The 13,899-nt window shown below is 64.7% G+C and carries 13 protein-coding genes; 8 read left to right on the top strand and 5 right to left on the bottom strand.

Features of this window, described 5'->3' with window-relative positions; genetic code table 11:
• Positions 1-34 precede the first annotated feature (34 nt).
• Positions 35-781, bottom strand: a complete 747-nt coding sequence (locus CO669_RS14900; RefSeq protein ID WP_097660552.1) for a uroporphyrinogen-III synthase — start codon at positions 779-781, stop codon at positions 35-37.
• A gap of 150 nt (positions 782-931) precedes the next feature.
• On the opposite strand from CO669_RS14900, the gene tsaD reads away from it, so the two are divergent.
• Genes tsaD through CO669_RS14885 form a run of 3 tightly spaced genes read left to right on the top strand, consistent with a single transcriptional unit; the run spans position 932 to position 3,403 of the window.
• The gene (gene tsaD / locus CO669_RS14895) at positions 932-2,005 is read left to right on the top strand and encodes a tRNA (adenosine(37)-N6)-threonylcarbamoyltransferase complex transferase subunit TsaD (RefSeq protein WP_097660551.1); all 1,074 of its coding nucleotides are present in this window, start codon (positions 932-934) and stop codon (positions 2,003-2,005) included.
• Position 2,006: 1 nt separating this feature from the next.
• Positions 2,007-2,987 (top strand): NAD(P)H-dependent glycerol-3-phosphate dehydrogenase, encoded by a 981-nt coding sequence (locus tag CO669_RS14890; RefSeq protein WP_097660550.1) that lies wholly within the window; start codon positions 2,007-2,009, stop codon positions 2,985-2,987.
• A 2-nt stretch (positions 2,988-2,989) separates the two neighbouring features.
• The gene (locus tag CO669_RS14885; RefSeq protein WP_097660720.1) at positions 2,990-3,403 is read left to right on the top strand and encodes an EVE domain-containing protein; all 414 of its coding nucleotides are present in this window, start codon (positions 2,990-2,992) and stop codon (positions 3,401-3,403) included.
• On the opposite strand, the gene CO669_RS14880 is transcribed toward CO669_RS14885, so the two are convergent.
• Positions 3,400-4,488 (bottom strand): adenylate/guanylate cyclase domain-containing protein, encoded by a 1,089-nt coding sequence (locus tag CO669_RS14880; protein ID WP_097660549.1) that lies wholly within the window; start codon positions 4,486-4,488, stop codon positions 3,400-3,402. The genes CO669_RS14885 and CO669_RS14880 overlap by 4 nt on opposite strands.
• 102 nt (positions 4,489-4,590) lie before the next feature.
• Between CO669_RS14880 and CO669_RS14875 the strand changes: the two genes are divergently transcribed.
• Positions 4,591-5,046 carry an SRPBCC family protein gene (locus tag CO669_RS14875; protein ID WP_097660548.1) on the top strand — a complete coding sequence of 152 codons (456 nt, stop codon included), beginning with the start codon at positions 4,591-4,593 and terminating at the stop codon, positions 5,044-5,046.
• Between the two features lie 11 nt (positions 5,047-5,057).
• On the opposite strand, the gene CO669_RS14870 is transcribed toward CO669_RS14875, so the two are convergent.
• Positions 5,058-6,227: a DNA topoisomerase IB gene (locus CO669_RS14870; RefSeq protein WP_097660547.1), complete on the bottom strand. Its 1,170-nt coding sequence runs from the start codon at positions 6,225-6,227 to the stop codon at positions 5,058-5,060.
• A gap of 399 nt (positions 6,228-6,626) precedes the next feature.
• Here CO669_RS14870 and acs point away from each other — a divergent pair, with 399 nt between their 5' ends.
• Both acs and CO669_RS14860 read left to right on the top strand, forming a co-directional pair.
• A complete protein-coding gene (gene acs / locus CO669_RS14865) occupies positions 6,627-8,573 on the top strand; it encodes an acetate--CoA ligase (RefSeq protein WP_097660546.1) in 1,947 nt (648 codons plus the stop codon).
• Positions 8,574-9,024: 451 nt separating this feature from the next.
• The gene (locus CO669_RS14860; RefSeq protein WP_097660545.1) at positions 9,025-9,540 is read left to right on the top strand and encodes a L,D-transpeptidase; all 516 of its coding nucleotides are present in this window, start codon (positions 9,025-9,027) and stop codon (positions 9,538-9,540) included.
• A gap of 55 nt (positions 9,541-9,595) precedes the next feature.
• On the opposite strand, the gene CO669_RS14855 is transcribed toward CO669_RS14860, so the two are convergent.
• Positions 9,596-10,186 carry a thermonuclease family protein gene (locus CO669_RS14855; RefSeq protein WP_097660544.1) on the bottom strand — a complete coding sequence of 197 codons (591 nt, stop codon included), beginning with the start codon at positions 10,184-10,186 and terminating at the stop codon, positions 9,596-9,598.
• Positions 10,187-10,354: 168 nt separating this feature from the next.
• Positions 10,355-11,347 carry a methyltransferase domain-containing protein gene (locus tag CO669_RS14850; protein WP_158228769.1) on the bottom strand — a complete coding sequence of 331 codons (993 nt, stop codon included), beginning with the start codon at positions 11,345-11,347 and terminating at the stop codon, positions 10,355-10,357.
• A gap of 390 nt (positions 11,348-11,737) precedes the next feature.
• Between CO669_RS14850 and CO669_RS35005 the strand changes: the two genes are divergently transcribed.
• Together CO669_RS35005 and CO669_RS14845 are read left to right on the top strand one after the other, a co-directional pair.
• Positions 11,738-12,016: a hypothetical protein gene (locus tag CO669_RS35005; RefSeq protein ID WP_143278669.1), complete on the top strand. Its 279-nt coding sequence runs from the start codon at positions 11,738-11,740 to the stop codon at positions 12,014-12,016.
• 75 nt (positions 12,017-12,091) lie between these two features.
• Positions 12,092-13,801: a methyl-accepting chemotaxis protein gene (locus CO669_RS14845; RefSeq protein WP_097660542.1), complete on the top strand. Its 1,710-nt coding sequence runs from the start codon at positions 12,092-12,094 to the stop codon at positions 13,799-13,801.
• Positions 13,802-13,899: the final 98 nt, after the last annotated feature.

The raw sequence follows: 13,899 nt of genomic DNA, 5'->3' as shown, positions 1-13,899 counted from the left end.
CAGGACGCAATTGCGACGGATTCGGCCCGACCTCTTACGCCAAACGGGTCCGCAAAGCACGCTCCAAGGTGGCAAATAAGGCATTTTCGTCCGGTGTCGCGGCAACCAGAACCCGCGACGCGCCGGCCTCGCGCAGCGGGTTCGCCACCGCCTCGGACAGGCAACATTGCGGGATGGCCAGCGCCGAGATTTCGACGCCTTCGTCCCGCGCCGCATCCAGGAACGCGCGGGCGCTGCGCCGGGAGTAGTGCAGCACCGCCTCGACCCCGTGGGCAGCAAAGCCCTCGCAGACTTCGCGCGGCAGGTGCTTGACCGGTGCCATGCGATAGGTCGTCCGCGTGACCACGGAAAAACCGTCCGCACCGAGCTCGCCACCGAGGTCGCGCGACAGATCTGCGCCCGCGAGATACAGCAGCGTGCTTTTCTTCTTCAGCACCTTGTCTCGTGCGCTCTGCACCACCGTCGCGCGCAAGGACGCGGCATCGCCGCCGGCGACGATCACCTCGGCAAAGCCGGCGTCGCGGGCTGCAGCGGCCGTATGCTCGCCGACTGCAAACAACGGCAGCTCCAGCAGACCAAGGTCCCGCAATTGCGGTGCGATTGCGCGGATCGCGTTGGCCGACGTGACAATGACAGCGGCATAGGGCGCTTCACTTTCGTTACGGAAGGCGACCGGCTCGAACTTGAGAGCCGGCGCAAGCATCACCGCATGCCCCCGCGCGCGCAGATTCTCCGCCGTCGCCTCATTGTCGGGATGCGGCCGTGTGACAAGAATGGACATCGCAGGTGTTCCCGAACCAATTGGCGGCGACGCATCACTGGGATGGCTGCGCGTGACGATTGCGCAGTCTGGCCCCGGAATGCTACCGGACGTACCAGAACTCTGGTTTCCGGATGAGCGCAAGGGCGCAAATTGGATAACAATTCGCCAATGCTGGTGCTGGGCATCGAAACAACCTGCGACGAGACCGCCGCCGCCGTGATCGAGCGCGCGGGCGATGGCCGCGGCAAGATCCTGTCCAACATCGTGCGGTCGCAAATCGAGGAACACGCCCGCTTCGGCGGCGTGGTGCCTGAGATTGCCGCGCGCGCCCATGTCGACCTGCTCGACGGCATCGTCGATCGCGCCATGCGCGAGGCCGGCATCGGCTTCGGCGAGCTCGGCGGTGTCGCGGCTGCCGCGGGGCCGGGCCTGATCGGCGGCGTCATCGTCGGGCTCACCACCGCGAAGGCGATCGCGATGGTGCACGAGACGCCGCTGGTTGCGGTCAACCACCTCGAGGCGCATGCGCTGACGCCGCGCCTCACCGACGGAATCGAGTTTCCCTATTGCCTGTTTCTCGCCTCCGGCGGCCATACCCAGATTGTCGCCGTCACCGGCGTCGGCAACTATGTGCGGCTCGGCACCACCGTCGACGACGCGATCGGCGAGGCCTTCGACAAGGTCGCGAAGATGCTGGGCCTGCCATATCCCGGCGGACCGCAGGTCGAACGCGCGGCGGCAAGCGGCGATGCCATGCGCTTTGCGTTCCCGCGGCCGATGCAGGGGCGCCCCGATGCCAATTTCTCGCTGTCGGGATTGAAGACGGCAGTTCGTACCGAGGCGAGCCGGCTGGCCGAGATCACGCCGCAGGACATCAGCGATCTCTGCGCGAGTTTTCAGGCCGCCGTGCTCGAATCGACGGCCGACCGGCTGAAAGTCGGCTTGAGGCTTTTCCGCGAGCAGTTCGGGGCGCCTCGCGCGCTCGTGGCCGCCGGCGGCGTCGCCGCCAATCAAGCGATCCGCGGCGCCCTCGATGACGTCGCGCAGCAGGCCGGGACGCAATTGATCATGCCGCCGCCCGCGCTCTGCACCGATAACGGCGCGATGATCGCCTGGGCCGGTGCCGAGCGCCTCGCGCTCGGCCTGACCGACACGATGGAGGCCCAGCCCCGCGCGCGCTGGCTGCTCGACGCCAACGCAACGGCGCCGGCAGGCTACGGCAAGACGCGGGCGGGATATTAGAATGTCCGCATTCCAATCCGTCGCGGTGATCGGCGCCGGCGCCTGGGGCACGGCGCTGGCGACTGTGGCAGCACGGGCGGGTCGCACCGTGACGCTGTGGGCGCGCAATGCCGACCATGCCGCGCGGATCGCATCGACGCGCGACAATCCGCGGCTGCCCGGCGTGCGGATCGCTCCCGAAATCGTCGTCACGAGCGATCTCGCCGAGGCGTCGCGCGCGGAGATGCTGCTGATCGCGACGCCGGCGCAGCATTTGCGCGGCGTGGTCAACATGCTGGCCTCGCATCTGACAAGCGCGGTGCCGATCGTCGCCTCCGCCAAGGGCATCGAGCACGGCACCCACAAATTCATGACCGACGTGATCGCGGAGGCCGCGCCGCATGCACAGCCGGCGATCCTGTCGGGCCCGAGCTTTGCCGACGACGTCGCGCGCGGCCTGCCGACAGCGGTGACGCTGGCGGCGAAGGATGAAGCGCTGGCCAGTCGCCTGGTGCAAGCGCTGGGCTCGCCGACCTTCCGTCCCTATCACTCCACCGACATCCGCGGCGTCGAGATCGGTGGCGCCGCCAAGAACGTGCTGGCGATCGCCGTCGGCATCGCGGTCGGCCGCAAGCTCGGCGCCTCCGCCCAGGCTGCGCTGACGACCCGCGGCTTTGCCGAGCTGACGCGCCTCGGCCGCGCGCTCGGCGCGCGCAGCGAGACGCTCGCCGGCCTGTCCGGTCTCGGCGATCTCATCCTCACCTGCGCGAGCCCGCAATCACGCAACTTCGCCCTTGGCCTTGCACTCGGCCGCGGCGAGCAGCCGCCCGCCGGCAAGCTTGCCGAGGGTGAGTTCACTGCGCCCGTACTCATCGAACTCGCAGCTTCGCAGAACATCGAGATGCCGGTATCAGAAGCGGTCGCGGCGATCCTGAGCGGGCGAAGCACGATCGACGCGGCGATCTCGGGGCTGCTGACGCGTCCCTTCAAGTCTGAGGAATGAACATGGCGTATTGGCTGGTGAAATCCGAACCATCGGTGTGGTCCTGGGACCAGCAGGTGGCCAGGGGCGCCAAGGGCGAAGCGTGGACCGGCGTGCGCAATTACACCGCGCGCCAGAATCTCGTCGCCATGAAGAAAGGCGACAAGGCGTTCTATTATCATTCCAACGAGGGCAAGGAGATCGTCGGCATCGTCGAGATCATCAAGGAGGCCTATCCCGATCCGACCGACAAGACGGGCAAATTCGTCTGCGTCGACATCAAGGCCGACAAGCCCTTGAAGACGCCGGTGACGATGGCCGCTGTCAAGGAAGAGAAGAAGCTCGCCGAGATGGACCTGGTGAAATATTCGCGCCTGTCGGTGCAGAAGGTGACGGCGGAGGAGTGGAAGCTCGTCTGCAAGATGGGCGGGGTTTAGTCGCGCAACGTCGCCGCGAGCGCGAACACCTCGCATGGCGCGGCAATGCCGCGCAGCGCGTGCGATCCGAGCGCAACCAGCGGCATCTCCGTCTCGGCGGCGAGCGCGCCCGACACCAGCACCGTTCGGCCGAGCGGCTTGCACAATCCCTCGAGGCGGCTGGCGAGGTTGACGGCGGGTCCGATCGCCGTGAAATCGAGCCGATTGGCCGCGCCGATATTGCCCCAGAGCATCTCACCGAGATGAAGCGCGGCGCCGAATGCCAGCGGCGGCAGGCCCTTGGCACCGCGCTCCGCGTTGAGATAGGCCATGCCGGCCTCGGCTGCGCCCGCCGCACGCAGGGCAGACTCGCAGGCGGCTCGCGGCGATGCCTCGACCACCGGAAAGATCGCGAGCAGGCCGTCGCCGATGAATTTCAACACCTCGCCGCCGAAAGCATGAACCGCACCGGCGATGCGGTCGAACCAGGCGTCGAGCGCTGCGATGACCTCTCGAGGCGGTGAAGACTCCGACAGGATCGTGAAATTTCGCAGATCCGCATAGAGCAGCGCGGCCAGAATGGTCTCGCCGAGATCGCGCCGCAAGGGTGCCGCCAGCACGCGCTCGGCGCTGCGCTTGCCGAGATAGGCATCCAGCGTTGCCCGCAACGTAGCGCGCGCGGCGAGCACGGCGAGGGGTGTTGCGGCAAAACGCGCGGCCTGGCGCAATTGCCCGATTTCGTCCGCGGTGAACGGACGCGGTCCGATCCAGCTGAGCAGCGCCCCATCGGGCCGTCCGACGATGTCTTCGTGCACCTCGCCGCGCGCGATGTCGCGCAACCAGCGGCGGCCCGCGTCGTCGGGCGGATCCGGTGCCAGCCCGCCGGGCGCAAAGCCGAGCGCCTCGATCACCTGGCCGCTATCGGCGCGCCACAACCATGTCCGCTTCGCGATCAGCGGATGCGGCACCGCCAGCGTCAGGGCGCCCGCCGCAAGCGGCAAGCCGTCGGCGACGAGATGAGCACCGAGTTCCGCGAGCAGGCGATCCGCTCCGGCACTGTCCGAGGCGGCATCGACGAGCCAGGCGAGGGTCGGGGACAGTTGCATGGTTCGATCATGACGAAGGGGGGCCGGGTTTGTCACGGGCAATCCTTGACGAGCCGCTTTGGCGCCGCCATTTGCCAGTGTTCAGCGAAGGGATATTTCCCGATGACCGAACCGTTCGTCGTGCGACGCGAGACCCAGATCGCCGCCCCGCGCGCCACCGTTTTCGCTTACCTGACCGACCCCGAGAAGATCCTGAGCTGGATGGGCTCGGATGCGACCACCGAGCCGCATCCCGGCGGGCTCTATCTGCTGAAGGGCATCGGCCCCCGCGGGAGCGTCGCCCGCGGCGCCTTTCGTGAGGTCGTGCCGGTGCATCGCCTTGCCTACACGTTCGGATGGGACGGCGGCCAGGAAGTGCCGCCCGGCTCGAGCCTCATCGAAATCGACCTGATCGAGCGCGACGGCGGCACGCTGCTGCGCATGACCCATAGCGGTCTGCCGACCGCGGAGCAGGCGGCCGCACATGCAACGGGATGGGCGCATTATATGGAACGGCTCACGACCGCAGCCGCCGGCGGGGATCCCGGTCCCGACCGGGGCGTTTCCAACAAGACGTAGCGGCGGGAAGGTCAGACCGCCGCGGTCGCCACCACCTGCGCCAGAAGCTGCTCGCGCCGCGCCTGCGAGCGCTGGCCCTTCATCGTCGCGGCAAAGCGCTCGAGGATGCCCTCCTCGAAGGCGGTGACGATGGTGTCGTGGACATAACTCTTGCGGCAGATCGCCGGTGTGTTGGAGAGCTTGTCGGCGGCGGCACGGATCGCGTCGAGCACCTGCTTCTTGCGGCCGCGCTGGCTGGTCGCCGGCGTGATCCGCGACAGCGACTCCACGACCACGGCAGAAGCCATCAGCGTGCGGAAATCCTTCAGCGAGATCTTGATGCCGGCAATCTCGCGCAGAAACGCATTCACCTGCGTGGTGCTGACCGCGCGCACGATGCCGTAGGCGTCGCGATACTGGAACATGCGCTTGCCGGGAACGCCCTGCAGAATGCCGATGGCGCGCACCAGCTTGGCCGCGTCGCATTCCTTGCGCACCGCCTTGCCGCCCTTCGCCTTGAAGGTCAGCACGAAGCAATCGTCTTCCAGCGTCACGTTCGACTTCAGCAGCGTGGTCGCGCCACGGGTGCCGTTGAGGCGGGCGTAGGACTCGTTGCCGGGGCGGATCGCGGTGCGCGCGATCAGCTCGATTACGGCCGAGAGCGCGAACTCGCGCGTCGGCTCCTCGCCCGACAGGAACGCCGAGACCTTGCGCCGGATCTTGGGCAGCGCGCCGACGAGCTTCTCCAGGCGATGCGCCTTGCGGTGCTCGCGGACCTTCTCCCAATCGGCGTGATAGCGATATTGCAGCCGGCCCGCGGCATCGCGGCCCACCGCCTGGAGATGCAAGCTCGGATCGGCGGAGTAGCGCACCTCGCGATAGGCCGGCGGCACCGCCATGGCGTGGAGCCGGCGGATGGTGCGGGCGTCGCGGATATGGGCCCCGTTGGGGCGGACGAAGGAATAGCCCTTGCCGCGCTTGATGCGGCGAATGGTCAGCTCGTTCTGGTCGCCAAGCCGCAAGCCGAGCTCCTTGGCGAGCGCCTCAACGGTCGCCGCCGGGGCCGAGTCATAGACTTTTTTCGGGCTGGGACGCCTGAAAGGGGCCGGTTTCGGCCATTGTCCGAGGGCCTTGGCCAGGGCAATAGCCGCAGGATCGGCTGAAGCGGGCCGTATCGTCCCGATATTCTGCTGATCCATCATAGTCTTATGCCTTAGCCCTGTCTGTTACCGGTCAATGCCGCTGTTCTGATTTTTGTTCCGAGGGGTCTCTCCGGACCCGGGTTGGCCATTTAGGGTGTTCCGAACCGGATTGCGAGTCCCGAATCAGTGAGACGGTTTCTAAATACCTCCTCCGGTGCGTGAGGGCCTTGCGCCAGCTATTCCGCAGATCCCGGAAGAGCCTCCCGAAGCCGCCCGCGCGCTTGTTTCAGAACTGCGACAGTCGCAGCGGGCGGCCTTGATCCTCCGCATGGTGGAGCGCCCGCCGAAGGTCCAGCTTGTGCTCCTTGTCGGGTCCGGTTAGCCCGACGCATAATCAGTCAATGATCAAGTCGGCTCGCCAGTCGCTAGCGTTCGGCCTGCCGTATGTGGAGGGAAAGCATGTCCGAGAAGATCTACGATGTCCCCGCGGAATGGGCGAAGCGCGCCTGGGTCGACCAGGCCAAGTACCAGGAAATGTATGCTCGCTCGATCTCGGACCCGAACGGTTTCTGGGCGGAGCAGGCCAAGCGCATCGACTGGATGCACGCGCCGACGAAGATCGAGAACGTCTCCTTTGCACCCGGCAACATCTCGATCAAATGGTTCGAGGACGGCATCCTCAACGTCGCCTACAATTGCATCGACCGGCACCTCGCCAAGCGCGCCAACCAGACCGCGATCATCTGGGAAGGCGACGATCCCTCGCAGTCGAAGCACATCACCTATCAGGAGCTGCACGACGAGGTCTGCCGGATGGCCAACATCCTGCGCACCCGCAACGTCAAGAAGGGCGACCGCGTCACCATCTACCTGCCGATGATCCCCGAGGCCGCCTACGCGATGCTGGCCTGCGCGCGGATCGGCGCGATCCACTCGGTGGTGTTCGCGGGCTTCTCGCCGGACAGCCTCGCGCAGCGCATCAATGACTGCAAATCCAAGGTCATCATCACCGCGGACGAAGGCCTGCGCGGCGGCAAGAAGGTGCCGCTGAAGGCCAATGTCGACGCGGCACTCGCCAAGGCCGACGGCGTCGACTGGGTCGTCGTGGTCAAGCGCACCGGCGGCAAGGTCGACATGAACCCGACGCGCGACCTCTGGTATCATGACGCGGCGGCGATGGTGACGACGGAATGCCCGGTCGAGCACATGCACGCCGAGGATCCGCTGTTCATCCTCTACACATCGGGCTCGACAGGCCAGCCCAAGGGCGTGCTGCACACCTCCGGCGGCTATCTCGTGTTCGCCTCGATGACGCATCATTATGTCTTCGACTATCACGACGGCGACATCTACTGGTGCACCGCCGACGTCGGCTGGGTCACGGGCCACAGCTACATTCTCTACGGGCCGCTGGCCAACGGCGCGACCACGCTGATGTTCGAAGGCGTGCCGAATTACCCGGATAATTCGCGCTTCTGGAGCGTCATCGACAAGCACAAGGTCAACATCTTCTACACCGCGCCGACCGCGATCCGTGCTCTGATGCAGGGCGGCGACGAGCCGGTGAAGAAGACCTCGCGCGCCTCGCTCCGCCTGCTCGGCTCGGTCGGCGAGCCCATCAATCCGGAAGCCTGGGAATGGTATCACCGCGTCGTCGGCGACGACCGCTGCCCGATCGTCGACACCTGGTGGCAGACCGAGACCGGCGGCATCCTGATCACGCCGCTGCCGGGCGCGACCAAGCTCAAGCCGGGCTCGGCGACGCAGCCGTTCTTCGGTGTCGTCCCTGAGATCGTCGATGCCGACGGCAAGGTGCTGGAGGGTGAGACATCAGGCAATCTCTGCCTGACCCGCTCCTGGCCCGGCCAGATGCGTACGGTCTATGGCGACCACGCCCGCTTCGAGCAGACCTACTTCTCGACCTACAAGGGCAAGTACTTCACCGGCGACGGCTGCCGGCGCGATGCCGACGGCTATTACTGGATCACCGGCCGGGTCGACGACGTCATCAACGTGTCCGGCCACCGCATGGGCACCGCGGAAGTCGAGAGCGCGCTGGTTGCACATGAGAAGGTGTCGGAAGCCGCGGTCGTCGGTTTCCCGCACGACATCAAGGGGCAGGGCATCTACGCCTATGTCACTCTCATGGCCGGCGTGCAGCCCACCGAGGATCTGCGCAAGGAGCTCGTCACCTGGGTGCGCAAGGAGATCGGTCCGATCGCTTCCCCCGACCAGATCCAGTTTGCGCCGGGCCTGCCAAAGACCCGCTCCGGCAAGATCATGCGCCGCATCCTGCGCAAGATCGCGGAGGACGAGCCGGGCAGCCTGGGCGATACCTCGACTCTGGCCGATCCCGCCGTGGTCGACGATCTCGTCCAGAACCGGCAAAACCGGAAGCCGGCGTAAGAAGGCTCCGATCTCGTGCCCCGGACGCAGCGCAGCGCTCCTTCAGCGGTGCGCTGCAGAGCCGGGGCCCATCGATCGGCATGACGTATCGCCAGCTGGGGCCCGGCTCCGCGCCGTGTCCCTTCGTGCCGCGCCTTGTCCGGGACACGTGACGGCATTTCGCGCTCGTTCCCCAGACCAACAGCCGTTCACACCTCACGCCCTTGTCAGCGGGCGCAGGGCCGCGCCCGCATCTTTCCCTCCGAGTGTTGTTTTCAGGTCATTTACTTTATTTCGAACATTTCCTTTGTTCCCCCTGCTGGCTGGCCCTCGGTGGCCGCGCGTGGAAACCATCCGGTTAACGGGCGCGGTTAAGAATGTCCCCTAACAAGGACTTGCAAGGGACCTGGCGGCAGCGATTGCCGGGTTCTGCGTAATTTTGGACGATCCGTTTGGGGCAAGGGGAAAATCGATGTCGATGAGGGTTGCGGTGGCGCTGGCTGCCACCATCGGGGTGGGGATCTTGACGTCGACGGCGGCAGAGGCCCGGCCGGAGATGGTGGGCGCGCACCTGGCCGACTATTCGCCGGGCACCATCGTGGTCAAAACCAGCGAGCGCCGGCTCTATCTCATCCTCGATAACGGCCACGCCGTGCGCTATCCGGTCGGCGTCGGCAAGGCCGGCAAGCAGTGGGCCGGCACCACGCGCATCGACGGGAAATATCGCAACCCGGCCTGGGCACCGCCGGCCGAGGTCAAGCGCGACAAGCCGAGCATTCCCGACATGATTCCGGGCGGCTCGCCACGCAACCCGATGGGCGTTGCGGCGATGACGCTGGCCGGCGGCGAATATGCCATTCACGGCACCAACGTGCCGGGCTCGATCGGCGGCTTCGTCTCCTACGGCTGCATCCGCATGCTCAACGACGACATCACGGATCTCTACGGCCGCGTCTCCGTGGGCACGACGGTGGTCGTGACGCGCTGATCGTCGCGCTCAGGCGAGACCAAAAAGGGCCGTGTCTTCGGACGCGGCCTTTTTGTTACCAGAAGCGCCAGCCGCGTGCGCACCAGCCGTCGCGATGACCCCCATTGTAGCTTCGCGCATAACCGCCCGCGAGCAGCGCGGCTGAAACATTTGCGGTCCGCCGCGTCGCGACGTCGGCGAGAACGCGACCGTATTTTTCGGGACCGAGATTGGTGATGGTCACGCCGCCCTGGCCGAGCAGATCGCGCAAGGCGCGGGCCGCGGCTTCCGCCTTGTCCAGCTCCTCCTGGCAGGACGCCTTCAGTTCGGGCGCATCGATGCCGCGCAGCCGGACACGTACGACAAGATCTCGCCCGTCGCGCTGGCGAACACGCGCAAGGAACGTGTCGCCGTCGATGGTGCGGACGACATCGATCGGCAGGCGATCGTCGGGATTGGCTGAGTGCTGGAGGATGATCTCAGCGTCCTGCGCGTGCTCGTCTCCCAGATGCGGAACCGACCTGTTCGTGCCGTGCGGGAATGTGAGCACGACCGACACGACAAGCCCGATCACGAACACCCACGGCACCAGTCCGGCAAAGCGACGGCCGAATGGCGAGCCGCCAAACCGCGGCCGATAAGCATTGGGGCGATCCTGGAAACGCATCAACCGATGCTAGGGCTGAGTCGGGGATGACGGCAAGGTACGGTCGGACGCGCGGCCTGCTGCCAACGCGCGCCCCGTCCGGATCGTAATCGGTCGTAAATTCCACCTATGCAGAGAACGCTATCCCAAGCGCGGCGGATAAGGCAGCCGCAACGCTCCCGTTGTCGATTAACTCACCCGCTCAACGCGCGCTGCATCTCCGATCGAGTTGGTTTTACGCCAAGCTGCATCGAGCTTTACCACGAGCCGATCGCCAGCTTCGAGGGTGACGGCCGTGGCTAGAGTGCTCATATGCTCTGCCGTCCATAGCAGATGGCTGTCGGACCAGAGTTCTTGTGTCCAAAGGATGGCATTGCATAAGCCCGGAGCGACAAGGTCCAGGCTCAACTCGCCTGGATAAGGTGCCGTTTGCGTCTCAGCAGCGTAGTTGATGTCGGCAACCTGGCTTTCTCTGCTCAGTTTGCGGAATGCGCCGCGCAGATAACGATAGCCTCCACTTCCCCACGATGGAGACCATTCGTAGTCAGCGCTGATGCGCGGGCGCGCCATCGTGTGTTGCAACTCCATGCGTGCCGTCTCGAACAGCGTCGTCAAGCTAAGCTGATACCGCTTCTCCATATCGGAAATAGTGCGGCGCAGATCATCTAGTTCGGTACCGGCGTCGGCACCGGGCCATTCACAAGCAACACCGGAATAGCGAACCCGGTCCGGTATGATGATGCAATTCGGCCCACCGAATTGCTCGCGCAAAGCGTAAACGAGCGTCGAGCGAGCCTCGTCGACAACGAGATGATTCGTATAGACGAAGGCGATAATGGCATCGAAGCCACCATTGAGCGTGTCGCGCGACTGGGTTGTGAGATCGCCTTCGACGAAGCGGATCTTGTTTGAAAGACCATTCTCCTCGGCTAGGGCGCGCGCGAGCTCCACGTTCTCGCGATCGATCGCAACGACCTCAGAAGCGCCCGCCTTCGCAGCGAGGAACGACATGAGCCCGGTACCGCAGCCGGCGTCGAGCACGCGCATTCCGGGTCGGATGAGCCGTTCGATGGCGCGCGCAACGGCCATGGTGCGATCGACTCGTGCGAGCAGTCTGACATGCGTAATACTGGAGAACAGTGGGTTGTGAAAGGAATGGGCAGGTTTCGTGGCTGTCGACATCGGCGGAAGTCCGGGTGCTATGGTTGATTTCACTTTCCGTTCGGGTGTTGGCATCGTCTCGGAGACCGACGCTAAGCCGAAATTCTCATAACGTTGCCGGCGGTAAGATCCGTACCGGCGATTCAAATCATAAGTTCCAATCGTGTGAGCACTCGGGGGCGCGGCGTATGGAACTGGTCGTCCGGCTCCGCTCAAGATTCTTTCACCTGTTCACAGGCTATTGCTATCTTAAGATGTGTCAACGACATTCGATGCCTATACCCGCCTAAGTAGATTCATCCCGCCGTCGGAATGGCGCCGGGCGCGGAGCGGAACCTAGCAAGCTACGGATTCGGATCAGGGAATTGCGACAGATGGCTCGCGGTTAGGCGCCAAATCCGCTCCACTAGCGTGGCGGATCAAAGTTCGCAAAACCGGTATGACTGCATTCGCACGCTGAACGAAGACGTTTCCGATCTCTGCAGCCACGTTTCGCTCGCCACCACAAATGGTCGTGGACCGCTGACGGAATTGATGCCGCGCGGCTTGCTGTTTGCGGCGCATCCACGCACTGAACGCGCTATCATCGCCGTCACCAGCCTCGTTTCGGGTGATCAAGATTGGCTGAAGCAGCGCGACCCCGTAATTCTACTACCAGATGTAAAAATCTTCCCTGCCTACTTTGCATAAAGCTGCAATTCGTTTACGCGAATTTCAATTTTTGGTTGCCAACTGGCAAGGGTATTTGCTGGGACGGGGTTCACGATGGCATCCTTCAAATTTCGTATCGGTACAAAGCTGGGCATCGTCTCAGCGATCAGCATCCTGCTGGTCGGTGGCATGCTGGTCAATCAGACGCTGGGCAATCGGTCGATTGTCGCATCCAACGGCTTGTTGATTCTCAACTATCTCAACAAGGGCAATGCGCAGTCGGCGCAGACAGCGATAGCGCGGGCGCAGACAACCGCTCTTGAGATCGCGTCCGCGCAGTCAGTCGCAAGAATCGATGAGCTCCTTCAGGTTCTCCGCGCCAACGTGACCAAAGCCGACACGGAGATTGATGCCGCGCGCGATCGGGCCAAGCAGCAGTTTACAAAGGATGCCTATCAGGCGGCCCGGCAAGCAGTGGATGCCTATCTGACCAGCGCCATAGAGCTTGCGGAGGCGCAAAAGCGCGTCATTGGCGCCAATGGAGGGGCCGAGGCGGAAGCGGCGAAGGCCCGCGTTCTTAACGAGCGTACGTTCCCGGCGGCTGCGCAAGTCAACGCTGCCATCGACAAAGGGGTGGACATCGCCAACGAATACTCGGCCAAGCGTAAGAGCCAGGTGCTGGAGGAATTGGATTCTACCGCCAATTTGGCGCTCATAATCGGCGTGGCCGTCATATTGGCGCTGATCGGTTCCGCAATCTTCGCGGTATTGAACATCGCCCGACCGATCCGGCATATCGGCGGTGTGCTGCTGCAGCTCGCCGACGGCAACAAGACCATCGAGATTCCCTTCACGACCCGTGGCGACGAAATCGGTGACAACGCCCGTGCGGCCCGTACCTTCAAGGACAATCTGATCCGCATCGAGCAGATGGAAGCCGAGCAGAAGGATCTGGAGGCCGCAGCCGCCGCCCGGCGCAAGGATGAGATGATTAAACTCGCCGGTTCGTTCGAAGCCGCGGTCGGCAGCATCATCAACTCGGTATCGTCAGCCTCCAAGCAACTCGAATCCGCCGCCGGCACGCTGTCGGGGACGGCAGAGGAGACGCAGCAACTCTCCGGGATGGTGGCCGCAGCTTCCGAAGAGGCCTCCACCAATGTCGGCGCTGTGGCTTCCGCCGCAGAAGAGATGAGCACGTCGGTGGTCGAGATCGGCCGGCAGGTGCACGATTCCAGCCGCATCGCCGGCGAAGCGGTGAGGCAGGCCGAGCGCACCGACGCGCAGATCAACGAATTGCTCAAGGCTGCGGGCCGGATCGGCGACGTCGTCAAGTTGATCACCGCGATTGCGGAGCAGACCAACCTGCTGGCGCTGAACGCCACGATCGAGGCGGCTCGCGCCGGCGAGTCCGGCCGCGGCTTCGCCGTGGTCGCCAGCGAGGTCAAGGCCCTCGCGGCACAAACCGCGAAGGCCACGGAGGAAATCGGCGCGCAGATCGCCGGCATGCAGAGCGCGACGCAAGACTCCGTTGGCGCGATCAAGGAGATCAGCGCCACCATCGCCAGGATCTCGGACATCTCGACGACCATCGCTGCAACCATTGAAGAGCAGGGTGCTGCGACGGCCGAGATCGCGCGCAATGTCAACGAGGCAGCGAAGGGAACCGTCGAAGTTGCGGACAAGATCGCTCAGGTCAGCCAGGGCGCCAGCGCCACCGGCGCTGCGTCCGGACAGGTGCTGTCATCGGCGCGCTCGCTCTCCAGCGAGAGCGGGCTCCTGAAAGCCGAGGTCGAGAAGTTCCTCGAGACGGTGCGCGCGGCCTGATTTGATTTACGGCGAAGTGGCGAGCATCGCGTCGATGCTCGCCCGTCGCAACCCCGGTAAATCACGGGTTTGACGACAATCAGAAAACAACTATAGGT

The sequence above is a fragment of the Bradyrhizobium sp. Y36 genome, from assembly GCF_002531575.1.
In the GTDB taxonomy this organism is placed as follows: domain Bacteria; phylum Pseudomonadota; class Alphaproteobacteria; order Rhizobiales; family Xanthobacteraceae; genus Bradyrhizobium.
Note: the sequence above shows the minus strand (reverse complement) of the source record. Positions and strands in the feature narration are given on the sequence as shown.